Origin of the sequence: Pseudomonas sp. TMW 2.1634, assembly GCF_001703595.1 — a bacterium.
In the GTDB taxonomy this organism is placed as follows: domain Bacteria; phylum Pseudomonadota; class Gammaproteobacteria; order Pseudomonadales; family Pseudomonadaceae; genus Aquipseudomonas; species Aquipseudomonas fragi.
Map to the genome: position 1 here is coordinate 2,643,361 of NZ_CP016849.1, position 25,284 is coordinate 2,668,644.

At 60.7% G+C, this 25,284-nt stretch carries 20 protein-coding genes; 14 read left to right on the forward strand and 6 right to left on the reverse strand.

Annotation, left to right across the window (positions count from 1 at the left end; genetic code table 11):
- Positions 1–55 precede the first annotated feature (55 nt).
- Together BFC21_RS12550 and dapC are read left to right on the forward strand one after the other, a co-directional pair.
- Positions 56–2,758, forward strand: coding sequence for a [protein-PII] uridylyltransferase (locus tag BFC21_RS12550; protein WP_088378016.1), 2,703 nt, complete (start codon positions 56–58; stop codon positions 2,756–2,758).
- A gap of 26 nt (positions 2,759–2,784) precedes the next feature.
- Positions 2,785–3,984 carry a succinyldiaminopimelate transaminase gene (gene dapC / locus BFC21_RS12555; RefSeq protein WP_088378017.1) on the forward strand — a complete coding sequence of 400 codons (1,200 nt, stop codon included), beginning with the start codon at positions 2,785–2,787 and terminating at the stop codon, positions 3,982–3,984.
- A gap of 105 nt (positions 3,985–4,089) precedes the next feature.
- Here the strand turns inward: dapC and BFC21_RS12565 are convergent, their stop codons facing one another.
- Positions 4,090–5,736 (reverse strand): Na+/H+ antiporter, encoded by a 1,647-nt coding sequence (locus BFC21_RS12565; protein WP_083369608.1) that lies wholly within the window; start codon positions 5,734–5,736, stop codon positions 4,090–4,092.
- Between the two features lie 229 nt (positions 5,737–5,965).
- Between BFC21_RS12565 and BFC21_RS12570 the strand changes: the two genes are divergently transcribed.
- The 4 genes from BFC21_RS12570 to BFC21_RS12585 are packed head-to-tail and all read left to right on the forward strand — an operon-like array spanning position 5,966 to position 9,063.
- Positions 5,966–6,328: an ArsC family reductase gene (locus BFC21_RS12570; RefSeq protein ID WP_016781976.1), complete on the forward strand. Its 363-nt coding sequence runs from the start codon at positions 5,966–5,968 to the stop codon at positions 6,326–6,328.
- 36 nt (positions 6,329–6,364) lie between these two features.
- Entirely contained in the window at positions 6,365–7,399 is a 1,035-nt protein-coding gene (gene dapD / locus BFC21_RS12575) for a 2,3,4,5-tetrahydropyridine-2,6-dicarboxylate N-succinyltransferase (protein WP_016781975.1), read from the forward strand.
- 57 nt (positions 7,400–7,456) lie between these two features.
- The gene (locus BFC21_RS12580; protein ID WP_088378018.1) at positions 7,457–8,662 is read left to right on the forward strand and encodes an aminotransferase class V-fold PLP-dependent enzyme; all 1,206 of its coding nucleotides are present in this window, start codon (positions 7,457–7,459) and stop codon (positions 8,660–8,662) included.
- The gene (locus tag BFC21_RS12585; protein WP_088378019.1) at positions 8,659–9,063 is read left to right on the forward strand and encodes a SufE family protein; all 405 of its coding nucleotides are present in this window, start codon (positions 8,659–8,661) and stop codon (positions 9,061–9,063) included. The genes BFC21_RS12580 and BFC21_RS12585 overlap by 4 nt, the downstream gene beginning before the upstream one ends.
- A 166-nt stretch (positions 9,064–9,229) precedes the next feature.
- Here the strand turns inward: BFC21_RS12585 and tcdA are convergent, their stop codons facing one another.
- The gene (gene tcdA, locus BFC21_RS12590) at positions 9,230–10,048 is read right to left on the reverse strand and encodes a tRNA cyclic N6-threonylcarbamoyladenosine(37) synthase TcdA (protein ID WP_088378020.1); all 819 of its coding nucleotides are present in this window, start codon (positions 10,046–10,048) and stop codon (positions 9,230–9,232) included.
- 276 nt (positions 10,049–10,324) lie between these two features.
- Between tcdA and BFC21_RS12595 the strand changes: the two genes are divergently transcribed.
- The 4 genes from BFC21_RS12595 (at position 10,325) to BFC21_RS12610 (ending at position 15,430) form a co-directional block, all read left to right on the forward strand.
- Complete coding sequence (locus BFC21_RS12595; protein ID WP_088378021.1) at positions 10,325–12,916, forward strand: glycosyltransferase; 2,592 nt, start codon at positions 10,325–10,327, stop codon at positions 12,914–12,916.
- 95 nt (positions 12,917–13,011) lie between these two features.
- Entirely contained in the window at positions 13,012–14,163 is a 1,152-nt protein-coding gene (gene dapE / locus BFC21_RS12600) for a succinyl-diaminopimelate desuccinylase (RefSeq protein WP_016781970.1), read from the forward strand.
- Positions 14,163–14,972, forward strand: a complete 810-nt coding sequence (locus BFC21_RS12605) for a putative RNA methyltransferase (RefSeq protein WP_088378022.1) — start codon at positions 14,163–14,165, stop codon at positions 14,970–14,972. The genes dapE and BFC21_RS12605 overlap by 1 nt, the downstream gene beginning before the upstream one ends.
- 80 nt (positions 14,973–15,052) lie before the next feature.
- Positions 15,053–15,430, forward strand: coding sequence for a hypothetical protein (locus tag BFC21_RS12610; RefSeq protein ID WP_016781968.1), 378 nt, complete (start codon positions 15,053–15,055; stop codon positions 15,428–15,430).
- A 127-nt stretch (positions 15,431–15,557) separates the two neighbouring features.
- On the opposite strand, the gene BFC21_RS12615 is transcribed toward BFC21_RS12610, so the two are convergent.
- Positions 15,558–15,767: a cold-shock protein gene (locus BFC21_RS12615; RefSeq protein WP_016781967.1), complete on the reverse strand. Its 210-nt coding sequence runs from the start codon at positions 15,765–15,767 to the stop codon at positions 15,558–15,560.
- 239 nt (positions 15,768–16,006) lie between these two features.
- On the opposite strand from BFC21_RS12615, the gene plsB reads away from it, so the two are divergent.
- The 3 genes from plsB (at position 16,007) to BFC21_RS12625 (ending at position 19,328) form a co-directional block, all read left to right on the forward strand.
- Complete coding sequence (gene plsB / locus BFC21_RS12620) at positions 16,007–18,505, forward strand: glycerol-3-phosphate 1-O-acyltransferase PlsB (protein ID WP_095004642.1); 2,499 nt, start codon at positions 16,007–16,009, stop codon at positions 18,503–18,505.
- 123 nt (positions 18,506–18,628) lie between these two features.
- Entirely contained in the window at positions 18,629–18,805 is a 177-nt protein-coding gene (locus BFC21_RS27220) for a hypothetical protein (protein ID WP_162939325.1), read from the forward strand.
- Between the two features lie 124 nt (positions 18,806–18,929).
- Positions 18,930–19,328: a YbaY family lipoprotein gene (locus tag BFC21_RS12625; protein WP_095004643.1), complete on the forward strand. Its 399-nt coding sequence runs from the start codon at positions 18,930–18,932 to the stop codon at positions 19,326–19,328.
- 66 nt (positions 19,329–19,394) lie between these two features.
- Here BFC21_RS12625 and BFC21_RS12630 read toward each other — a convergent pair whose 3' ends face one another.
- Both BFC21_RS12630 and BFC21_RS12635 read right to left on the reverse strand, forming a co-directional pair.
- Entirely contained in the window at positions 19,395–22,460 is a 3,066-nt protein-coding gene (locus tag BFC21_RS12630) for an efflux RND transporter permease subunit (protein WP_120266193.1), read from the reverse strand.
- Between the two features lie 5 nt (positions 22,461–22,465).
- Complete coding sequence (locus tag BFC21_RS12635) at positions 22,466–23,566, reverse strand: efflux RND transporter periplasmic adaptor subunit (protein WP_120266194.1); 1,101 nt, start codon at positions 23,564–23,566, stop codon at positions 22,466–22,468.
- Between the two features lie 89 nt (positions 23,567–23,655).
- On the opposite strand from BFC21_RS12635, the gene BFC21_RS12640 reads away from it, so the two are divergent.
- Positions 23,656–24,294 (forward strand): TetR/AcrR family transcriptional regulator, encoded by a 639-nt coding sequence (locus BFC21_RS12640; RefSeq protein WP_088378025.1) that lies wholly within the window; start codon positions 23,656–23,658, stop codon positions 24,292–24,294.
- Positions 24,295–24,417: 123 nt separating this feature from the next.
- Here the strand turns inward: BFC21_RS12640 and BFC21_RS12645 are convergent, their stop codons facing one another.
- Positions 24,418–25,200 carry a class I SAM-dependent methyltransferase gene (locus BFC21_RS12645; protein ID WP_086798525.1) on the reverse strand — a complete coding sequence of 261 codons (783 nt, stop codon included), beginning with the start codon at positions 25,198–25,200 and terminating at the stop codon, positions 24,418–24,420.
- Positions 25,201–25,284 lie beyond the last annotated feature (84 nt).

The following is a 25,284-nucleotide window of genomic DNA, read 5'->3' on the forward strand; positions in this document are numbered from 1 at the left end:
TCCTTGCGTGTTTTCACCGTTTAACCCGTAAAACCCACGACAGGAATGCCAATCGATGCCGCAGGTGGATCCAGAACTTTTTGACCGCGGCCAGTTCCAGGCCGAACTGGCATTGAAGGCAAGCCCCATTGCCGCTTTCAAAAAGGCGATCCGCCAGGCACGGGAGGTACTCGACGAACGCTTCAAAAAGGGGCGCGATATTCGCCGCCTGATCGAAGATCGTGCATGGTTCGTCGATAACATCCTGCAACAGGCCTGGGACCAGTTCAGCTGGAGCGATGAGGCCGATATCGCTCTGGTGGCCGTCGGCGGCTATGGCCGCGGCGAACTGCACCCCTACTCCGACATCGATCTGCTGATCCTGCTGGAGAACGCTGACCACGAAGTGTTCCGAGACTCTATCGAGCGCTTTCTGACTTTACTGTGGGACATTGGCCTGGAAGTAGGCCAGAGCGTTCGCTCGGTAGATGAATGCGCCGAGCAGGCCCGCGCCGACCTGACCATCATCACCAACCTGATGGAAAGCCGCACCGTGGCCGGCCCCGAGCGCCTGCGCCAGCGCATGCTGGATGTCACGAGCACTGCCCATATGTGGCCCAGCAAGGAATTTTTCCTGGCCAAGCGCGCCGAGCAAAAGGCCCGCCACCACAAGTACAACGACACCGAATACAACCTGGAACCCAACGTCAAAGGCTCGCCCGGCGGCCTGCGCGATATCCAGACCATTTTGTGGGTAGCCCGTCGCCAGTACGGCACCCTGAACCTGCGCGCCCTGGCCGGCGAAGGCTTTCTGGTCGAGAGCGAGCATGCCCTGCTCGCTTCGTCCCAGGAGTTTTTGTGGAAGGTGCGCTACGCCCTGCACATGCTCGCCGGGCGCGCCGAAGACCGCCTGCTGTTCGACCACCAGCGCAGCATCGGCGAGCTGCTGGGTTTTGCTGGCGAAGACGCCAAGCAGACCATCGAAAATTTCATGCAGCAGTACTACCGGGTGGTCATGAGCATTGCCCAGCTCAGCGACCTGATCATCCAGCACTTCGAAGAAGTGATCCTCGCCCCCGAGGACGAAGCGCCGCCAACCCCGTTGAACTCGCGCTTCCAGTTGCACGATGGCTATATCGAAGCCACCAGCGACCATGTGTTCAAGCGCACGCCCTTCGCCATGCTGGAAATCTTCCTGCTGATGGCCCAGCACCCCGAGATCAAGGGCGTGCGGGCCGATACCATCCGCTTGTTGCGCGAACATCGCTACCTGATCGACGACGATTTTCGCAAGGACATCCGCAATACCAGCCTGTTTATCGAACTGTTCAAGTGCAAGATCGGCATCCACCGCAACCTGCGCCGAATGAACCGCTACGGCATTCTCGGCCGTTACTTGCCCGAATTCGGCTTTATCGTCGGGCAAATGCAGCACGACCTGTTCCACATCTATACGGTCGATGCCCACACCCTGAACCTGATCAAGCACCTGCGTAAGTTGCAGTACACCCAGGTGTCAGAGAAATTCCCGCTGGCCAGCAAGCTGATGGCCAAGTTGCCCAAGCCCGAGCTGATTTACCTGGCGGGCCTGTACCACGACATCGGCAAGGGCCGCCACGGCGACCACTCCGAAATCGGTGCCGTGGATGCCGAAGCGTTTTGCATCCGCCACCAGTTGCCGCAGTGGGACACACGCCTGATCGTGTGGCTGGTACAAAACCACCTGGTGATGTCCACCACCGCCCAGCGCAAGGACCTGTCGGACCCGCAGGTCATCCATGACTTTGCCCAGACCGTCGTCGACGAAACCCACCTCGACTACCTCTATGTGCTGACTGTCGCCGATATCAACGCCACCAACCCGACGCTGTGGAACTCCTGGCGCGCCAGCCTGTTGCGCCAGCTCTACACCGAGACCAAGCGCGCCCTGCGCCGTGGCCTGGAAAACCCGGTGGACCGTGAAGAGCAGATCCGCCAGACGCAAAGTGCAGCGCTGGACATTCTGGTGCGTGGCGGCACCGACCAGGACGACGTCGAGCAACTGTGGTCGCAACTGGGCGACGACTATTTCTTGCGCCACTCTTCGGCCGACGTGGCCCTGCACACCGAGGCGATCCTGCAGCAACCGGCCGATGGCGGCCCGTTGGTGCTGATCAAGGAAACCACCCAGCGCGAGTTCGAGGGCGGCACGCAGATCTTTATCTACGCCCCCGACCAGCACGATTTCTTCGCCGTGACTGTGGCCGCGATGGATCAGCTCAACCTCAACATCCATGACGCGCGCATCATCACCTCCAGCAGCCAGTTCACCCTCGACACCTATATCGTGCTCGACAACGACGGTGGTTCGATTGGCAACAACCCGGCGCGGATTGAAAAAATCCGCAAGGGCCTGACCGAAGCCCTGCGTAATCCGGATGACTACCCGACCATCATCCAGCGCCGGGTACCGCGCCAACTCAAGCACTTTGCCTTTGCCCCCCAGGTGACGATCCATAACGATGCCCAGCGCCCGGTGACCGTGCTGGAGCTCAGCGCCCCCGACCGCCCGGGCCTGCTGGCCCGCATCGGGATGATCTTCCTGGAGTTCGACCTGTCGCTGCAAAACGCCAAGATCGCCACCCTTGGCGAGCGCGTAGAAGACGTATTTTTCATCACCGATGCAAACAACCAGCCGCTGTCCGACCCGCAGCTGTGCATGCGTTTGCAGGAAGCGATCGTCGAGCAACTGACGGTCAATCAGGATTCAACCCCAGAACCGTGGCGCCTGAGCATTTAACCGCCGCCGAGTGAGACCCGCACCCCATGAACAACGCTTTGAACCAGCTGCAGCCTTACCCGTTCGAAAAACTGCGCGCCCTGCTTGGCAGCGTGCAGCCCAACGCCGACAAGCGTGCGATTGCCCTGTCGATTGGCGAACCGAAACACCGCTCCCCGGACTTCGTGGCCAAGGCGCTGGCTGACAACCTCGACCAGATGGCGGTCTACCCCACCACCCTGGGCATCCCGGCGCTGCGCGAAGCCATCGCCGGCTGGGCCGAGCGACGTTTCAATGTACCCAAGGGCTGGCTCGACCCGGCGCGTAACATCCTGCCAGTCAATGGCACCCGTGAAGCCCTGTTTGCTTTCACCCAGACCGTGGTCAACCGTGGCGACGACGCCCTGGTCGTCAGCCCGAACCCGTTCTACCAGATCTACGAAGGGGCAGCCTTCCTGGCAGGCGCCCAGCCACACTACCTGCCGTGCCTGGCCGAGCATGGTTTCAACCCGGATTTCGATGCGGTGTCCGTCGACACCTGGAAGCGCTGCCAGATCCTGTTCCTGTGCTCGCCAGGCAACCCGACCGGCGCGCTGATCCCGCTCGACACCCTGAAAAAACTCATCGCCCTGGCCGACGAACACGACTTCGTGATCGCTGCGGACGAGTGCTACAGCGAGCTGTACTTCGACGAGCAAACCCCGCCGGTTGGCCTGCTCAGCGCCTGCGTGGCCCTGGGCCGCGAGGACTTCAAGCGTTGCGTGGTGTTCCACAGCCTGTCCAAGCGCTCGAACCTGCCGGGTTTGCGTTCGGGTTTTGTGGCGGGAGATGCCGACATTCTCAAGGCGTTCCTGCTGTACCGCACCTACCACGGCTGCGCCATGCCGGTGCAAACCCAGCTGGCCAGCATTGCGGCCTGGAACGACGAAGCCCATGTACGCACCAACCGTGACTTGTATCGCGAGAAGTTCGATGCGGTGCTGGAGATATTGACCCCGGTGCTGGACGTACAACGCCCGGATGGCGGTTTTTACCTGTGGCCCAAGGTTGAAGGTGACGATGCCGAGTTCTGTCGCGATTTGTTTGTCGAAGAGCACGTTACCGTAGTGCCGGGTTCGTACCTGTCCCGTGAGGTAGACGGCTTCAATCCGGGGGCTGGGCGCGTGCGCATGGCCCTGGTTGCGCCACTGGCCGAATGCGTGGAAGCCGCCGGGAGGATCCGCGACTTTATCCAGCGTCGCAGCTAATCCGCTCCCGTGGGAGCGGGCTTGCTCGCGATGGCATCACTGCGATTTGGCTGACACACCGCATCGCTTGCATCGCGAGCAAGCCCGCTCCCACGGAAAGCGGGATTATTTCACCGTGCCCAGATTCGCTTCGCTCAAGTCCAGGTCCTTGAGGATCTCGCTGAGGGCGTCATCGCCGATTTCATGATGGCGACGCAAGCTGTATAGCTCAAGCCGCTGCGCCCGCAGCGCCTTGAGCCGCAGGCGGCTTTCCAGCTGGTCCATTTGCGAAGCCAGTGCCTGGGCCTCCGCCGAGTCGTTGTACACCTCCAGCTGATGACGGTATTCAGACATGATCCGCGCCTTCAGCTCAGCCGCCAGAGCTGCCTGGGCCGCATCCTGCTGACCATCGGCCTCCACCACCTCTTCTGCTTCCAGCGCATGAATCGCCGCTTCTGCGGTGCGCCGCCAGGCTTCGCGCACTTCCTTGCGCATGGCATCGTCCGGGCTTTTCGGGATACCGCGCAACAACACGGGCAAGGCAATGCAGGCCGCCACCAGCGACAGCAAAATGACGCCGGCAGCAATAAAGATCAGCAAATCACGCTCAGGGAAATTCAAACCCTCACTGACCAGTAGCGGCACCGACATCACACCCGCCAGCGTGACCGCACCACGCACCCCGCCCACGGTCAACAACCAGCAGGAACGCGCCGTCGGCACCATTGTCAGCTCGCCCTTGCCACGCCAGCGGCGCAACAAGCCCGACAGTCGCCAGATGCTCTGTACCCAGATAAAGCGCAGCGCCAGCAGCACCAGAAAAATCGCCACCACATCCAGGCAGCGGTACATCAGGGTTGGCCACAAGGTGGTCTCGTGGCTGACCACCGCCTTGATGATGTCCGGCAGTTGCAGCCCCAACAGCAAAAAGATCAGGCCGTTGAAGGCAAATTCCAGCAGCGACCACACACTGCGGTTAAGCAGGCGGGTGCTGGTCTGACGCGGCAACAGGTCCAGCCAGCTCTGCATCATGCCCGCGGCAACCGCCGACAGGATGCCCGAGGCGCCCAGTCGCTCGGCCAGTACATAGGCCGCAAACGGCAGCAGCAACATGAATACCACATGGGTCGCCGGGTCATCCCAGCCGCGGGCGATCATCCATGCCCGCAAACGCCCGACCAGCCAGCTCAACGCCACGCCGATAGCCAGCCCGCCGCAGGCCACCAGGACAAAAGTCAGGCTCGCGTTGGCCAGCGAGAACACCCCGGTAATGGCCGCTGCCAGGGCGAACTTGAATGTCACCAGGCCCGTGGCGTCATTCATCAACGCCTCGCCTTGCAGCATATGCATCAAGGGCGCCGGCAGACGGTTTTGGGCAATGGCCGAGACGGCCACCGCATCGGTGGGTGACAACACCGCGGCCAGGGCAAATGCCACCGGCAAGGGAATGCTCGGCAGCAACCAGTGGATGAAATAACCCGCCCCCACCACCGTAAACAGCACCAGCCCCACTGCCAGAGTCAGAATCGGCCCACGCAGGCGCCAGAACTCACGCTTGGGCATGCGCCAGCCATCCGAGAACAGCAGTGGCGGCAAGAACAGAAACAGGAACAGCTCAGGTTCCAGCGCCACATGCAGGCCCAGTGTCGGCCAGGCCAGTACGGCGCCGGCAGCAATCTGCACCAGCGGCAAAGGCAACGGTATGACACGCCCCAACAGACGCGAAACCCCCACCAGCATCAGCAGGATAAGGACGGTATAGGCGGTTTGCATATCAGCAGAGTTCCCGAACGATCAGTTTTAAACTAAATAAATAGCAACAATTTCCCATTGCGCTCCATAGTAGCGTCTAACCGTAAAAGCCGAGCCTGAACAAAAGTAGCAGTGCGACGACATGTCACAAGTCTGTGCCAAGCTCGCAGCCATTCACGCCCAAGGGCGCTGCACATGGCATAATCCGCGACCGCTCATTTACCGCATCTCCAAAGGAGGGGCAATTTCCGTGACCGACTCAAGCAAGACGTTGCACCTTTTCGGCATCAAGGCCTGCGACACCATGAAAAAGGCTCGCACCTGGCTCGATGAGCATGCAGTGCGCTACGACTTTCATGACTACAAAAGCAGCGGCATTGACCGTGAACACCTGACCCAATGGTGCAACGAGCACGGCTGGCAAGTGGTGCTCAACCGCGCCGGTACAACCTTTCGCAAGCTCGACGACGAACGCAAAGCCGATCTCGACCAAGCGAAGGCCATTGAACTGATGCTCGCCCAACCCTCGATGATCAAGCGCCCGGTGCTCGATCTCGGTGACAAAACCCTGATTGGCTTCAAGCCAGATCTTTATGCGGCGGCCCTTCTGTAAGCGCCCGCCCATTTATTTTTTGTAAGAGGTAATTGCATGTCTACTACCCTGTTCAGCGCAGCCTTCGGCGTCGGCACCCAAAACCGTCAAGGCGCATGGCTGGAAGTGTTCTACGCACAACCCCTGATCAATCCATCGGCCGAGCTGATTGCAGCCATCGCACCGATTCTGGGCTACACCGGTGGCAATCAGGCAATCACCTTTACCACCGCACAAGCCGCTCAAATGGCAGAAGCCGTCAAGCCTGTGGACGCTGCTCAAGCGGCCCTGCTGACCCGCCTGGCCGAAAGCCACAAGCCGCTGGTCGCGACCCTGCTGGCCGAAGACGCCACGCTGACCTCCACGCCAGAGGCCTACCTCAAGCTGCACCTGCTGTCCCATCGCCTGGTCAAACCCCACGGCCTGAGCCTGGCGGGTGTGTTCCCGCTGCTGCCAAACGTGGCCTGGACCAGCCAGGGCGCCATCGATCTGGGCGAACTGGCCGAGCGCCAACTTGAAGCACGCCTGCGTGGCGATTTACTGGAAGTGTTCTCGGTCGACAAGTTCCCGAAAATGACCGACTACGTTGTTCCGGCCGGCGTGCGCATCGCTGACGCGGCGCGTATTCGCCTGGGTGCTTATGTGGGCGAAGGCACCACCGTGATGCACGAAGGCTTCGTCAACTTCAACGCCGGCACCGAAGGCCCGGGCATGATCGAAGGCCGTGTTTCGGCTGGCGTGTTCGTAGGCAAGGGTTCTGACCTGGGCGGCGGTTGCTCGACAATGGGCACCCTGTCGGGCGGTGGCAACATCGTGATCAAGGTTGGCGAAGGCTGCCTGATCGGCGCCAACGCCGGTATCGGCATCCCGTTGGGCGACCGCAACACCGTCGAGTCCGGCCTGTACGTGACCGCGGGTACCAAAGTGGCCCTGCTGGACGAAAACAACCAACTGGTCAAAGTGGTCAAGGCCCGTGACCTGGCTGGCCAGCCTGACCTGTTGTTCCGTCGCAACTCCGAAACCGGCGCGGTGGAATGCAAGACCCACAAGTCGGCCATCGAGCTGAACGAAGCACTGCACGCGCACAACTAAGCGTCTGTCTGAAACTGACGGGGCCGGTTTCCGGCCTCGTCAACAGAGCCGAACACCATGCTTTTGCCTTCTCCCTGGCGCGCTGACTTCCCGGCCATCGCCGCCTTGCAACGTCAGGCCCAGACCTATCTGGACAGCGCTGCAACCACGCAAAAACCCCAAGCCCTGCTCGACGCACTGACGCACTACTACGCCAATGGCGCAGCCAATGTACACAGGGCCCAACATCTGCCGGGCGCCCACGCGACCCAGGCCTTCGAAAACACCCGTCACAAAGTGACGCAATGGCTCAATGCTGGCGAGTGCGGGCAAATCGTTTTCACCCACGGTGCCACCTCGGCGCTGAACCTTCTGGCCTATGGCCTGGAGCACCAATTCAAGACGGGCGATGACATCGTTATCAGCGCCCTGGAACACCACGCCAATCTGCTGCCGTGGCAGCAGTTGGCGCAGCGTAAAGGGTTGAATCTGGTGGTGTTGCCGCTGGATGCCGACGGCGTGATCGATCTCGACGCAGCCGCACGCCTGATTACCCCACGCACCCGCCTGCTGGCCGTAAGCCAGCTGTCCAACGTACTGGGCGTATGGCAGCCGCTGCCTGAACTGTTGGCGCTGGCCAAGGCCCATCAGGCCCTGACGGTGGTTGATGGCGCCCAGGGCGTGGTCCACGGCCGCCATGACGTACAGGCGTTAGGCTGCGACTTCTATGTGTTTTCCAGCCACAAGCTCTATGGTCCGGACGGGCTGGGCGTGCTGTTTGGCCGCCATGAAGCGCTGAGCCGTTTGCAGCACTGGCAGTTTGGCGGCGAAATGGTCCAGGACGCCGATTACCAGCACGCCACCTTCCGCCCCGCGCCGCTTGGCTTTGAAGCAGGTACGCCGCCGATTGCCAGCGTGATCGGGCTGGGGGCAACGCTCAACTATCTGGCCAACCTCGACCAAGCCGCCGTGCAAGCCCACGAAGCAGCGCTGCATGGGTTACTCGTCGAGGGTTTGCAGCAGCGTCAGGGCATTCGCTTGCTGGGCGCTCCGCAGCTGGCTCTGGTCAGTTTTGTCGTGGATGGCGTACACAACGCCGACCTGGCCCACTTGCTGACCGAACAGGGAATAGCCGTGCGCGCCGGGCATCATTGCGCCATGCCGCTGCTCAAAAGCCTGGGGCTGGCTGGAGCCATCCGCGTTTCGCTGGCGCTGTACAACGATTCAGACGATCTGGAGCGTTTTTTCGACGCGCTCGATCAAGCGCTGGAGTTGCTGCAATGACTCTGCCCGCCCAGGCGCAGGCGGCGCTCGACAGCTTTGAGCATTGCAGCGGCTGGGAGCAGCGTGCGCGCCTGTTGATGCAATGGGGTCAGCGTTTGCCGGAGCTGAGCGAGGCCGACAAAACCGAGGCCAACCGCGTGCATGGCTGTGAAAGCCTTATGTGGCTGGTGGGCCAGCAGGTCGATGGTCGCTGGCAGTTTGCGGCCAGCAGTGAGGCGCGGTTGATTCGCGGGCTGGTGGCGTTGCTGCTGGCGCGGGTCAATGGCTTGAGCACTGAGGAGCTGCAACAGGTCGATTTGCCGGGCTGGTTCGAGCAATTGGGCCTGAGCCGGCAACTGTCGCCATCGCGCAGCAACGGGCTGAATGCCGTGCTGGTGCGGATGCGGGAGTTGGCAGGCTAACCCTTGCCGCTTCCACAGGTGTTGTGCGGCCCTCAAAACCCGGGCTTGCGCAAAATAACTGTGGGAGCGGGCTTGCCCGCGATGCTGGCGATTCGGTTCATCTGAAAAGCCGCAGTGATCCTATCGCGAGCAAGCCCGCTCCCACAGATCAGGTCCGGGGCGAGCCTTATTCCTGCGGTGCAGGCTTGACCTTCTCCGAAGGCCGCCGCACGCCCGCCACGATCTTGTCCACCGCCTTGGTCGCCGCGACCATACCAAAGGTGGCAGTCACCATCATTACCGCGCCAAACCCGCCGGCGCAGTCCAATTTGACCCCGTCCCCCACAAAACTCTTCTGCAGGCAAATGCTGCCGTCCGGCTTGGGGTAACGCAGCTGTTCGGTAGAGAACACACAAGGCACGCTGTAATGGCGGGTCATGGTGCGCGAAAAACCATAGTCGCGGCGCAAGGTCGAACGCACCTTGGAGGCCAGCGGATCATTGAACGTACGGTTCAAGTCACAGACCTGGATCAGCGTCGGTTCAATTTGCCCACCCGCACCACCGGTGGTAATGATCTGGATCTTGCGCCGCTTGCACCAGGCAATCAGTGCCGCCTTGGCATTCACGCTGTCGATGCAGTCGATCACGCAGTCAATATTCGGGGTGATGTACTCGGCCATGGTTTCGCGGGTGACGAAATCCGCCACTTCGTGAACCACACAGTCCGGGTTGATCTGGCGCAGGCGCTCAGCCATCACTTCGACTTTGTCCCGACCAATGGTCGTGCTCAAGGCGTGCAACTGGCGGTTGCTGTTGCTGACGCACACGTCATCCAGGTCAAACAACGAAATCTCACCGACGCCGCAGCGCGCAATGGCTTCTGCCGCCCACGACCCGACACCGCCCACACCGACGATCGCCACATGGGCTGCCTTCAGCCGCTCAAGGCCTTCCAGCCCATATAACCGGGCTACACCGGCAAAACGTGGATCTTCTGTACTCATCACCAACACCCCAAAAACCGGCGCGCATTATAGGGGGCTTACATTGCATTGAGTATCTTTCCTACAGGCTATGCGACCAAGCCTGCTTTAATAGCCTACTGAGTAAGAAGATCAGAGCTACAAATAATAAAGAAAGAACTTAAGACGGTAACAACTGCCCAACGCCGGATCCAATTCCGTCAGCTATACGATGGGTCGGAGCACAGTGTAGGATGCGCGCCGTTTGGCACCCGCCGACCGATCTTCGTTCCACTCCTTTTGGAACCCGAAATAGTTATGTCATCGCGTAAATTTGGACTCAATCTGGTGGTGGTCCTGGCCATCGCCGCGCTCTTCACAGGCTTCTGGGCGCTGATCAATCGCCCGGTCTCTGCGCCCAACTGGCCTGAGCAAATCTCCGGCTTTTCGTACTCGCCGTTCCAGCAAGGCCAGTACCCGCAGAAAGACCAGTACCCGACCGACGACGAAATGCGTCGCGACCTGGAGATCATCAGCAAGCTCACCGACAACATCCGGACTTACTCGGTTGACGGCACCCTGGGCGATATTCCCAAGCTGGCGGAAGAGTTCGGCCTGCGCGTGACCATCGGCATCTGGATCAGCCCGGACCTGGAGCGCAACGAACGGGAAATCCAGAAAGCCATCGAACTGGCCAACAACTCACGCAGCGTGGTGCGGGTTGTCGTGGGCAACGAAGCCCTGTTCCGCGAAGAAATCACCCCTGAAGACCTGATCGTGCTGCTGGACCGGGTTCGCGCTGCGGTCAAGGTGCCGGTCACCACGTCCGAGCAATGGCATATCTGGGAGAAATACCCGCAACTGGCCAAGCACGTTGACCTGATCGCCGCGCACATCCTGCCCTACTGGGAATTTATCCCGGTAGACAAGGCCGGTGAGTTCGTTCTGGACCGTGCCCGCGACCTGAAAAAAATGTTCCCGAAAAAACCGCTGCTGCTGTCCGAGGTGGGCTGGCCGAGCAATGGCCGCATGCGCGGTGGCGCTGACGCCACCCCGGCCGACCAGGCGATTTATCTGCGTACGCTGGTCAACACCCTCAACCGTCGCGGCTACAACTACTTTGTGATCGAAGCCTTCGACCAACCGTGGAAAGCCAGCGACGAAGGTTCGGTAGGGGCGTACTGGGGCGTGTACAACGCGGCCCGCCAGCAAAAATTCAACTTTGAAGGCCCGGTCGTCGCCATTCCACAGTGGCGCGTACTGGCCATCGGCTCGGTGGTCATGGGCCTGCTGTCGCTGGCGTTGCTGCTGATCGACGGCTCTGCCCTGCGCCAGCGTGGCCGCACTTTCCTGACCTTTACCGCGTTCCTGTGCGGCTCGGTACTGGTGTGGATCGCCTACGACTACAGCCAGCAATACAGCACCTGGTTCAGCCTGACCGTGGGCTTCCTGCTCGGGCTGGGTGCGCTCGGGGTGTTTATTGTGTTGCTCACCGAGGCCCATGAACTGGCCGAGGCGGTATGGATTCGCAAACGCCGCCGGGAGTTTTTACCCGTCGAAGCCGACGATGCCTACCGCCCGAAGGTCTCGATCCATGTGCCGTGCTACAACGAGCCGCCAGAGATGGTCAAACAGACCCTCGACGCCCTGGCCAACCTCGACTACCCCGATTTCGAAGTGTTGATCATCGACAACAACACCAAGGACCCGGCGGTATGGGAGCCGGTGCGCGACTATTGCGCCACCCTCGGCCCGCGCTTCAAGTTCTTCCACGTCGCGCCCCTGGCCGGTTTCAAGGGCGGCGCGCTGAACTACTTGATCCCGCACACCGCGCCGGATGCCGAAGTGATCGCCGTGATCGACTCCGATTACTGCGTGGACCGCAACTGGCTCAAGCACATGGTGCCGCACTTTGCCGACCCGAAAATCGCCATCGTGCAATCGCCACAGGACTACCGCGACCAAAACGAAAGCAAATTCAAGAAGCTCTGCTATTCGGAATACAAAGGCTTCTTCCATATCGGCATGGTCACCCGCAACGACCGCGACGCGATCATCCAGCACGGCACCATGACCATGACCCGCCGCTCTGTGCTCGAAGAGCTCGGCTGGGCCGACTGGTGCATCTGTGAAGACGCCGAACTGGGCCTGCGCGTGTTCGAGAAAGGCTACTCCGCAGCCTATTCCCACAATAGCTACGGCAAGGGCCTGATGCCCGATACCTTTATCGACTTCAAGAAACAGCGCTTTCGCTGGGCCTATGGTGCGATTCAGATTATCAAGCGTCACTCTTCAAGCCTGCTGCGTGGCAAGGACACTGAGCTGACCCGCGGCCAGCGCTATCACTTCCTCGCGGGCTGGCTGCCGTGGGTGGCCGATGGCATGAATATTTTCTTCACCGTAGGTGCCCTGTTGTGGTCGGCGGCGATGATTATCGTGCCGACGCGGGTCGATCCGCCGCTGCTGATTTTCGCCATTCCGCCATTGGCGTTATTCGTGTTCAAGGTGGGCAAGATCATCTTCCTGTACCGCCGTGCGATGGGGGTCAACCTCAAGGACGCCTTCGCCGCTGCACTGGCGGGGCTGGCGTTGTCCCACACCATCGCCAAAGCCGTGCTGTACGGGTTCTTCACCACCAGCATTCCGTTCTTCCGCACGCCGAAAAACGCCGATAACCACGGCTTTTGGGTCGCCATCTCGGAAGCCCGCGAAGAAGTGTTCATCATGCTGTTGCTCTGGGGCGCGGCACTGGGGATCTTCTTCGTGCAGGGCCTGCCAAGCAACGACATGCGTTTCTGGGTGGTGATGCTGCTGGTGCAATCGCTGCCGTACCTGGCGGCGCTGATCATGGCCTTTATGTCTTCGCTGCCCAAACCGGTAGAAGAAGCCCAAGAGCAACCGGCTGCATAAATTGACTGCAACCACTAAACGGCGGCCTCTGGCCGCCGTTTTGCTTTAAGATAACCGCCCTTTTGTGCCTTGTGTCCCGCTTCGGAGTCCCTACCATGACGGCCCACGCCGACCTTTCGCCGACCCTGCAACTTGCCTGCGATCTGATCCGTCGCCCTTCCGTGACGCCGATCGATGCCGATTGCCAGAAGCTGATGATGCAGCGCCTGGGCGATGCCGGCTTCATGCTTGAGCCGATGCGCATCGAGGACGTCGACAACTTCTGGGCCACCCACGGCAAACACGAAGGCCCGGTACTGTGCTTCGCCGGCCACACCGACGTGGTACCGACCGGCCCGGTCCAGGCCTGGCAGAATGACCCGTTCGACGCGCTGATCGATGAACACGGCATGCTCTGCGGCCGTGGCGCGGCCGACATGAAAGGCAGCCTGGCAGCCATGCTGGTGGCCGCCGAGCGCTTTGTCGCCGACTACCCGGACCACAAGGGCAAGGTCGCGTTTCTGATCACCAGTGACGAAGAAGGCCCGGCCCATCACGGCACCAAGGCCGTGATCGAGCGCTTCAAGGCCCGTAACGAGCGTCTGGACTGGTGCATAGTCGGCGAACCGTCGAGCACTACCCTGGTCGGCGACGTGGTCAAAAACGGTCGTCGCGGCTCCCTGGGCGCCAAGCTCACCGTGCGTGGCAAGCAAGGCCATGTGGCCTACCCGCACCTGGCCAAGAATCCGATTCATCTGGCAGCTCCGGCGCTGGCCGAGCTGGCCGCCGAGCACTGGGACAACGGCAACGCCTTCTTCCCGCCGACCAGCTTCCAGATTTCCAACCTCAACTCCGGCACGGGCGCGACCAACGTGATCCCCGGTGACCTGGTGGCGGTGTTCAACTTCCGCTTCTCCACCGAGTCCACCGTTGAAGGCCTGCAAAAGCGCGTGGCCGACATCCTGGACAAGCATGGCCTGGACTGGCACATCGACTGGGCATTGTCCGGCCTGCCTTTCCTGACCGAGCCGGGCGCTTTGCTTGACGCGGTTTCGTCGAGCATCAAGCAGGTGACGGGGCGTGAAACCAAGGCCTCGACCAGCGGTGGTACGTCCGACGGGCGCTTTATCGCCACCCTGGGCACGCAAGTGGTGGAACTGGGGCCGGTCAACGCGACCATCCACCAGGTCAACGAACGGGTTCTGGCCAGCGATCTGGATGTGCTGACCGAAATCTACTACCAGACCCTGATCAAGTTGCTCGCCTGATGCTCGCCTGCCCGATCTGCTCCGAACCGCTCAATGCAGTGGACAATGGTGTCGTGTGCCCCGCCGGGCACCGTTTTGACCGTGCCCGCCAGGGCTATTTGAACCTGTTGCCGGTGCAACACAAGAACAGCCGCGACCCTGGCGACAACCAGGCAATGGTTGAAGCCCGCCGCGACTTTCTCAACGCCGGGCACTACGCCCCCGTGGCCAAACGCCTGGCCGAGCTGGCCGCCGAACGCGCGCCACAACGCTGGCTCGACATCGGCTGTGGCGAGGGTTATTACACCGCGCAAATCGCCCAGGCACTGCCCAACGCCGATGGCTACGCGCTGGATATCTCCCGCGAGGCGGTCAAGCGGGCCTGCAAGCGCACCCCGCAACTGACCTGGTTGATCGCCAGCATGGCCCGGGTACCACTGGCCGATGCCAGCTGCCAGTTTTTGGCCAGTGTATTCAGCCCGCTGGACTGGCTTGAAGCCAAGCGCCTGCTGACCCCGGGTGGTGGCCTGATGCGTGTAGGCCCAACACGCGGGCACTTGATGGAACTGCGCGAGCGGCTGTACGACGAAGTACGGGATTACGCTGACGACAAGCATTTGGCCCTGGTGCCCGAAGGCATGGCGCTGCAACACAGCGAAACATTGGAGTTCACCCTCAGCCTGAGCGAACCCCAGGATCGCGCCAACCTGCTGGCCATGACCCCTCACGGCTGGCGTGCCAGCGCCGAACGCCGCGCCGAGGTCATCGAGCACCCCGAGCCTTTAGTGGTGACGGTGTCGATGCGCTACGATTACTTCGTGCTTCAATAACCAACTTTACGGCCAGGGGCACATGCCTCTGGCCCGATTAATCCGCGAGTGGATTTTTCAGACCCGCAGTGAGGACATCCATGCGCCAACCCGATATCGAGATTTACCTGAAAGAAGCCGTCACTTACAAAGACGTCGAAGCCTGGCTGGCAAACGTGCTGGGGCCGTGCACGGAATGGAAAAAGAAAGGCGAAACCTGGAAGTGCACCGCAGGCGAAGTGCCGGTGACCTGGATGCCAAAGGCCGTGGGCAAATGGAACAGCCTGTACCTGGACAGCGATAAAACCCCGTGGGAAGACGATATTGCCTGCGCCAAGGCCGCTTTTGAGGCCCTGCACATCGAAGTGCGTTGCGCACCGGGCAGCTGGGTTGAAGAACAGGGCGAGGCAGACGCCGACCGCTGGATCCGCATCAGCGAAGACGGCCAGGAAGAAATCACCTGGAAAACCGGTTCCTGAGTAAAACCCGCTACAAATCCCTTGTGGGGGTGGGCTTGCTCGCGATGGTATCGCTGCGGTCAGCCAGATGCACCGCGCCGCCCATCTCGCGAGCAAGCCCGCTCCCACAGGGAGGGGCCGCAGCGCCTTACAACCCCACTACATCCTCGGCCTGCAGGCCTTTGGCGCCTGTGACCTGGGTGTATTCGACCTGCTGGCCTTCGGCCAGGCTGCGATGCCCTTCACCGCGAATGGCGCGGTAGTGTACAAACACATCGGCCCCGTTCTCGCACTGGATAAAGCCGTAGCCCTTGGCATCGTTGAACCACTTCACATTGCCTGTTACACGTGTCGTCATGGAACCTTCCCCCCTTTTTATTATTGAGCGGGCTCGTTATTGGCCCTTTAAGAGTTTTCGCTTGAACTAGACTTCCACCGATTGCGTCTTACACAAGGCAGCGAAAGACCATCGAGTATAAGTCAGGCAAAAAAACACTCAATCAATATTAGTTCGCCGCTTTTTTGCCGATTTTGCGCTGATACTGCAAACTACCCGACCGAGTAAACGCTCGTTTAATTCACTAACGCAGAAGCCGTATGACCCCCTCCCCATTTCGCCGCCTTGTATTTGGCGCCCTGCGTCGCTTGCTGTACCTGTGGGTGCGCTCGGAGACCATCAACCAGTCTTCGTTGACCCTGAACCTGGATCGCAGCCGACCGGTGTTCTATGTACTGCAATCGCCCTCGCTGACCGAGCTGGCCGTGGTCGACGCCGAATGCTCCAAGGCCGGCCTGCCGCGCCCGGTACTGCCGGTTGCCGTGGGCGAGATGATCGAGCCCGCTGCCTTCTTTTACCTGACCCCCGAGCCCGACTGGCTGGGCCGTCAGGACAAGCGTGGGGCGCCGCCGGTATTGACCCGTCTGGTCGACGGCCTGAGCCAGCACCCGGGCGAAGATGCGCAAATCATCCCGGTCAGCGTGTTCTGGGGCCAGTCCCCCGACAGCGAGTCCAGCCCCTGGAAACTGCTGTTTGCCGACAGCTGGGCCGTGACCGGACGCTTGCGGCGCCTGCTGCGGATCCTGATTCTGGGCCGCAAAACCCGCGTGCAGTTCTCCGCGCCTATCCATATGCGCGAACTGGTCGATCTCAACAAGGGCCACGAACGCACCGTGCGCATGGCCCAGCGCATTTTGCGGGTACACTTTCGCAACCTGAAAATTTCGACCATTGGCCCCGATCTGTCGCACCGACGCACACTGGTCAAGGGGCTGGTCAACGAGCCTGCCGTGCGCCAGGCGATCCTCGATGAGGCCGGGCGCGAAAATATTTCGCCGGACAAAGCCCGTGCTCTGGCGCTGCGCTACGCCAATGAAATCGCCTCGGACTACACCTACACCGCGATCCGTTTTTTTGAAGTGCTGCTGAGCTGGTTCTGGAACAAGATCTACGACGGGGTCAAGGTCAACCAGATCGAGAGCGTGCAAAAGGTCGCCCAGGGCCACGAGATCATTTATGTGCCGTGCCACCGCAGCCATATCGACTACCTGTTGCTGTCCTATCTGCTGTTTCGCAACGGCCTGACCCCGCCGCATATTGCCGCCGGGATCAACCTCAACATGCCGGTGCTGGGCCCGCTGCTACGGCGTGGCGGGGCGTTTTTCATGCGCCGCACCTTCAAGGGCAACCCGTTGTACACCTCGGTGTTCAACGAATACATGCACACCCTGTTCACCAAGGGTTTCCCGGTGGAGTACTTCGTCGAAGGCGGCCGCTCGCGTACCGGGCGCATGCTGCAACCAAAAACCGGGATGCTGGCCATCACCGTGCGCAGTTTCTTGCGCTCATCACGTACGCCTATCGTCTTTGTACCGGTGTATATCGGTTACGAGCGCGTGCTTGAGGGCCGTACCTACCTGGGCGAACTGCGCGGTGCAAGCAAGAAGAAAGAATCGATTTTCGATATTTTCAAAGTGATCGGCGCCCTTAAAAAGCAGAAATTCGGTCAGGTCGCGGTCAACTTCGGCGAGCCGATCAAGCTTGCCGAGTTTCTCGAGCAGGAGCAGCCGGGCTGGCGCCAGCAGGAACTTGCGCCGGCCTACCGCCCTGAATGGCTGAGCCAGACCACCAACCGTCTGGGTGATAAAGTTGCCCGGCATCTGAATGAGGCAGCGGCCATCAACCCGGTCAACCTGGTGGCCCTGGCCCTGTTGTCCACTACCCGCCTGGCCCTGGATGAACAGGCTATGGCCCGGGTGCTGGACCTGTATCTGGCCCTGCTGCGCCGGGTTCCCTACTCGCCGTACACCACCTTGCCCGAGGGTGACGGGCCGGCACTGATCCAGCATGTCAAAGACATGAATCTGCTGGCCGAGCAAAGCGATGCGCTGGGCAAGATCCTCTACCTGGATGAGCAGAACGCGGTTCTGATGACCTATTACCGCAACAACGTGATGCATATCTTTGCCTTGCCATCGTTGCTGGCCAGCTTCTTCCAGAGCACCTCGCGCATGAGCCGCGAACAGATCCTGCGCTACACCCATGCGCTATACCCGTATCTGCAATCGGAGCTGTTTATCCGCTGGTCCGCAGAAGAACTCGACGGTGTCGTCGACCAATGGCTTGAAGCCTTTGTCGAGCAAGGCTTGCTGCGCTTCGAAAAAGACGTGTACCTGCGCCCTGCGCCCAGCTCGCGACACTTTGTATTACTGACGCTGCTGTCCAAAAGCATTGCGCAAACCCTGCAGCGCTTTTACATGGCCATCTCCTTGCTGCTCAACAGCGGCCAGAACACCTTGAGCGCCGAAGAGCTGGAAGACCTGTGCACCATGATGGCCCAGCGCCTGTCGATCCTGCATGGGCTCAATGCCCCGGAGTTCTTCGACAAGAGCCTGTTCCGTCACTTTATCCAGACCTTGCTCGAAGAAGACGTATTGCGCCGCGATGCCAACGGCAAATTGAGCTACCACGAACTGCTCGGTGAACTGGCCGAAGGGGCTGCCAAGCGCGTCTTGCCTGCCGAGATTCGCCTGTCGATTCGTCAGGTGGCACTGCATCGCAGTGAAGATGCAGCGGATATTTCCGAGAGCGTCGGATAATCCTGCAAAGTCGAGTTGAAACGTCTCGACCGATTTCAGCCTTCCAATCTGCAACTAGCCTTGGGTGTGTGACGAGTTTTTCGGCACACACCTAATGCAAACCAACGATAAGGAAGTCTGAAAATGACCCAGGACAACGAAAAGCTACACGAACAGCCTCCTTCGGAAACCACGCGCACTGCTGGCACGCCCTGGCATGTCAAGAACCCCGATGGCAGCGTCCACGGCGGTAATGGCATCCAGCCCGGCAGCCACGACACCCCCGCTGACGACTCCCAGGATGAACCTCTGACTGAATAACCCACTGAAACAGCAGCGGTTGTCGGGCACATGTTTGCCGCTTCAAGGGCAAGTTCATTGCTAGAATCCCCTTCATTCTCCAGTGTGAAATGTCTTACACAGGAAAAGAAACGGAGACTGCCCTATGAAAAAGTTCCTTTTACTGAGCCTGACCGCCCTGCTGGGAGCCTGTAGTTCCATGACCCCTACCCAACATGCCAGCCTCGATGGCGAAGTGTTTTACCTGCAACGCATTGCCTTGCCGCCGACGGCGACACTGGAAGTGAGCCTGCAGGACGTTTCGCTGGCCGACGCACCAGCGGTAACGCTGGCCAAGCAAAGCGGCCAGATCAAGGGCCAGGTACCGCTGCCTTTCCACCTGACCTACGACCCGGCGCAGATCAAGCCCGGCCACACCTACGCAATCAGCGCGCGGATTGAAGAGAACGGCCAGTTGCTGTTTATCAACACCGAGCGCAATAGCGTCGACCTGACGGCCAAGACCCAGCAGCCGATCCGTGTGCGCGTGGATCAGATTCGCTAATTCGCAGGCCTACCCTCACCCCAACCCTCTCCCTCCGGGAGAGGGTTGGGGTGAGGGGCTTTTGAACTAGACCTTCCTGACCTTGAACCACGCCGCATACAGCGCCGGCAAAAACAGCAACGTCAGCACAGTCGCCACGATCAGCCCGCCCATAATGGCCACCGCCATCGGCCCGAAGAACACGCTGCGTGACAACGGAATCATCGCCAGTACCGCCGCCAGCGCAGTCAGTACGATCGGGCGAAAACGCCTTACCGTTGCTTCAATCACTGCCCGCCACGGGTCCAGCCCCGCCGCCTTGTCCTGCTCGATCTGGTCCACCAGGATCACCGAATTGCGCATGATCATCCCCGACAATGCAATGGTGCCCAGCATTGCCACAAAACCAAACGGCTTGCCAAACAACAGCAGGAACAATGTCACCCCGATCAGCCCCAAAGGCGCCGTCAGGAACACCATGACCATGCGCGAGAAACTGCGCAGTTGCACCATCAGCAATGTCAGCACCACTACGATAAACAACGGCACACCGGCTTTCACCGAGTCCTGACCACGGGTGGAGTCTTCGACGGTGCCACCCACTTCCAGCAGATAACCATCCGGCAGCTCGGCGCGCACGCCCTCCAGGGTCGGCAGAATCTGCTGCACCAGAGTTGCCGGTTGCTCCTTGCCGTAGATATCCGCCCGCACGGTCACGGTTGGCAGGCGATTGCGGTGCCAGATAATGCCTTCTTCAAAGCCATATTCCAGGGTCGCGATCTGCGACAGGGCAACGCTCTGACCATTGTCGGTGGGCACCGCCAGGCTTGGCAGCAGAGCCAGCTCAGTACGTTCCTGCGGTGTGCCGCGCAACAGGATCTCGATCAACTCGTTGTCTTCGCGGTACTGGCTGACCGTCGAGCCCAGCAGGGTGCTTTGCAAGAAGCGCGACAGGTTGGCCGTGCTGACTCCCAGGGCACGCGCGCGGTCCTGATCGATATTGAGGTTGACCACCTTGCTCGGCTCTTCCCAGTCCAGGTGCACGTTAACCACATGGGGGTTGCCCCGCACCTGGGCCGCGACCTTGCGCGCCAGCGCCCGTACCTCTTCGATATGCTCGCCGGTCACCCGGAACTGCACCGGATAGCCCACAGGCGGGCCGTTTTCCAGGCGCGTCACCCGCGAACGGATGGTCGGGAACTGCTCATTGAGCGTATCGATCAACCAGGTGCGCAGTCTTTCGCGGTCTTCGATGGTCTTGGCCAGCACCACGAACTGGGCAAAGCTCGCCGCTGGCAGTTGCTGGTCCAGAGGCAGGTAATAGCGTGGCGAACCGGTGCCCGCGTAAGCCACATAGTTCTCGATGCCCGGGTGATCCTTGAGCAGTGCTTCGAGCTGCTTGACCTGATCGGTGGTGTTGCTCAACGAAGCGCCTTCGGCCAGCTTCATATCGACCATCAGCTCCAACCGGCTGGAGGCCGGGAAGAACTGCTGCGGCACAAACTTGAACAGCACCACCGAGCCCACAAACACCAACGCGGTCAGGGCAATCACGGTTTTGCGCCGGGTGACGCACCACTCCACCAACCGCCGTACGCGCTGGTAAAACGGCGTCGCGTAGGGGTCAGGCACGCCAGCCCCGGTGCCGTGTTTGGCCGCGTGAATCTTCGCCAGGTCCGGCAACAACAGCGCGCCCAGATAGGGTACAAACACTACCGCAGCCACCCACGACGCCAGCAGGGCAATGGTCACCACCTGGAAAATCGAGCGGGTGTATTCGCCGGTACTCGACTGCGCCATCGCAATCGGCAAAAAGCCTGCGGCGGTAATCAGCGTGCCAGTGAGCATCGGGAACGCGGTGCTGGTCCAGGCAAAACTTGCGGCTTTGAGCCGGTCGTAGCCCTGCTCCATTTTGATCGCCATCATTTCTACGGCGATGATCGCGTCGTCCACCAACAGACCCAGCGCCAGCACCAGCGCCCCCAGCGAGATTTTGTGCAGGCCGATGCCGAAGTAATGCATGGCGGCAAAGGTCATCGCCAGCACCAGCGGAATGGTCAGCGCCACCACCATGCCTGTACGCACGCCCAATGAGAAAAAACTCACCAGCAGAACGATGACCAGCGCTTCGACCAGCACCTGGACAAACTCGCCGACACTGGTTTTCACCGCCGCAGGCTGATCTGAAACCTTGCCCAGTTGCATCCCGGCCGGAAGGTTTTTCTGGATGCGCTCAAACTCGGCATCCAGTGCCTTGCCCAGCACCAGAATATCGCCGCCGTCCTTCATTGCCACGGCCAGACCAATTGCGTCCTGACCCATAAAGCGCATGCGCGGCGCCGGCGGATCATTAAAGCCGCGGCGCACATCCGCTACATCGCTGATGCGTAAAGTGCGCTCGCCGACGCGAATGGGGAAGCGTTCGATCTCTTCAACTGTCTTGAAATTACCGCTTACGCGCAGTTGCACGCGCTCGGTGGGCGTTTCAAAGAAACCCGCCGTGGAAACCGCGTTCTGCTCTTCAAGGGCTTTTTGCACGGCCGCCAGCGGCAAACCCAGGGTCGCCAGCTTGAGGTTGGACAGCTCGATCCAGATTTTTTCGTCCTGCAGGCCCAGCAACTCGACCTTGCCCACGTCCTTGACCCGCTGCAGCTGGATCTGGATACGGTCGGCGTAGTCCTTGAGCACTGCGTAGTCGTAACCTTCCCCGCTCAGGCTGTAGATATTGCCGAAAGTGGTGCCGAATTCGTCGTTGTAAAACGGCCCCTGAGCATCCGGCGGCAACGTGTGGCGTATATCACTGATCTTTTTGCGCACCTGATACCACAGCTCGGGTATCTGATCGGAATGCATCGAGTCGCGGGCCATAAAGGTCACTTGCGACTCGCCCGGGCGCGAGAACGAGACAATGCGCTCGTACTCGCCGGTTTCCATCAGTTTCTTCTCGATTCGTTCGGTGACCTGACGCGAGACTTCTTCAGCCGTGGCGCCCGGCCACAGGGTGCGGATCACCATCGCCTTGAAGGTAAACGGCGGGTCTTCACTCTGCCCCAGCTTTGTGTAGGAAAGCCCGCCAACAATTGCCAGTAACAGCATCAGGAACAGGACGATCTGGCGATTGCGCAACGCCCATGCGGAAAGGTTGAAACCCATCGGGATTACTCCTTGGCCGCAACATTGATCGCCCGGTTGGCGCGATCAATCGGCCGCACCTCCTGGCCAGGATGCAACACATGCACACCGGCGGCGACGATCCAGTCATCAGCCTTGAGACCTTCGAGCACCGGCACGCTGTTTTCGCCAAACGGCCCTGCCCGCACCGCCACCTGCTCCAGCTTGTTGTCCTGGCCCACGCGCCACACATAGGCCGCACCGTTCTCGGCGGTCAGTGCAGACAGCGGCACCGACAGTGAGCCTGCACCTTCACCCTGAATGAACACCCGCGCACTTTGCCCCAGCTCGGCAGGCACCTTGCCTGCAGTGAAGGCGATACGCGCAGCAAAGGTGCGCGATTTCGGATCGGCTGATGGCGACAGCTCACGGATGCGTCCGCTGAAGCGCTGGCCGGGTTGCGACCACAGCTCGACCGCCACCGGCAGGCCGATCTTGAAGCGGCCAAAATCCTGCTCCGGCAAGCTGATCAGCACTTCCCGATCGCCATCGGCGGCCAGGGTGAACACCGTTTGCCCGGCACTGACCACTTGCCCCACCTCGACCTGACGCTGGGCGATCACGCCATCCTGCGGGGCACGCAATACGGCATAGCTTGCCTGATTGCTGGCCACGTCCTGCTCGGCCTTGAGCTGGCGCAGCTTGGCCTCGCCTGAGCGATAAAGGTTTTCGGCATTATCAAACTGCGAGCGGCTGACCATCTGCCGATCCAGCAGGGTCTTGTAGCGGTCGCGCTCGGCACGCACCAGGTTCAGGTTGGCCTGCCCGGCGGCGACCTGGGCACGGGTGGCGTCCAGTTGCAGGCGCACATCTTGCGGGTCCAGTTCGGCCAGCGGCTGGTTGGCCTTGACCCGCTCGCCCTCATCGACCAGACGCCGGGTCACCTTGCCGCCAATGCGAAACGCCAGTTGCGGATCAAAGCGTGCCCGCACTTCGCCCGGGTAGCTCTGGCTGGCCAGTGCCGAAGGTTGCGGTTGCACCACCATCGCCGGGCTGATGCTGATTTTCGCGGGCTCCTGTTGCCCACACCCAGACAATAAAAACAGCAGACACACAGGCACAGCGCGGGGCAAGGCATGGCGCAACATGATGATGACCTTTCGCTAATGGGGCTTGAAATATTTATACTGGCCGCATGTTATTAATACTAAACTCACCAGTCCAGTAATAAACGGATATGTCTGACAATCCTTTACCCCCCAATGCCCTCGGGCGCCCCAAGGACCTGGCAAAACGCCAGTCTATCCTCGACGCGGCCAAAACCCTGTTTTTGACCAAGGGCTATGCCAACACCAGCATGGATGCGGTTGCGGGCCTGGCCGGTGTGTCAAAACTGACGGTCTACAGCCACTTTACGGACAAGGAGACGCTGTTTTCCTCGGCCATCATGTCCAAATGCACCGAGCAGTTGCCGCTGCTGTTTTTTGAATTGCCTGCAGGCAAGCCGATCAAGGATGTGTTGCTGAACATTGCGCGTGGCTTTCAGGTGCTGATCAACAGCGAGGAGTCGTTGAACTTGCATCGCCTGATGGTCGCCCTGGGCAGCCAGGACCCGAAACTGTCGCAGATCTTCCTGGAGGCCGGGCCTGAGCGGGTGGTCCACGAGATGGAGGGCTTGCTGCGCAAGATGGATCAAAGCGGCGCGCTGCGCATCGACAACCCCCATTATGCGGCGGAGCACTTCTTCTGCATGCTTAAGGGCGCGCCGAACTTTCGCCTGCTGTTTGCCGGCGGTGAGCCGCCGGGGGCTGAGGAAAGCGAGGCCCATGTGCAGGAAGTGGTGGGGATATTTATGCGGGCGTATCAGCCAGTTTGAAGCAACCTCCAAATACTTGTGGGAGCGGGCTTGCTCGCGATGGCAGCACCGCGATTTACCTGAGAGACCGCATCGATACCATCGCGAGCAAGCCCGCTCCCACAGAAGGTGAGGGTGTAGTGTTTAAGGTTTCAACGCCTTCTTCGGATAAATATCGTACCGGCTCGATTTACCATCCAGCGCATGGCTCGGCTTGGGCCCGGCAATGCACGGCGCCTTGCGCGGGCGCTTGACCACCACCCGGTGGCTGGCCAATGCCAACGCCGCCTCAAGCAACGCCGGGGCATCGTTGTCGTCGCCCACCAATGGCCGGAACAGGCGCATTTCCTTCTTCACCAGGGCGGTTTTCTCGCGATGGGGGAACATCGGGTCCAGGTAGATTACCTGCGGCGGTTCGCCTTCCCAATTGCGCATCACTTCGATCGAGTTGCCCTTGAGCAGGTGCATGCGCGACACGATCGGCGCCACTTCAAAATCATCCAGGCCACGGGCCAGCCCGTCTTCCAGCAAGGCGCCGATGAGCGGCTGACGCTCGATCAGGCTCATTTCACAGCCCAGGCTCGCCAGCACGAAAGCGTCCTTGCCCAACCCTGCCGTGGCATCCAGCACCCGTGGGCGCACGCCCTGCTGGATGCCCACGGCCTTGGCGATCATCTGCCCGGTGCCGCCGCCAAACAAACGGCGATGGGCCGCACCGCCCTCGACAAAATCGACCCGCACCGGGCCGGGCGCATCCGGGCCCAACTGCTGCAACTGCAAACCCTGGGCGCTCAACTGCAAGGCGAACTCGGCGTCCGGTTCGTCCAGGGGCAAGCCCAGACGCTCGGCCCACTGTTCGGCCAGGGCCTGATAGGCCTCGTCCAGGGCCTCGACTTTGATACGACAGCCCGCTGCTTGCTCAGTCATCTAAAAACACGCTCAAAAATTTAATGATCGGCAAAGGCTGCCGATAAATGAAATATCCGACATTTTGCCAGAGCTGGGCGTCAA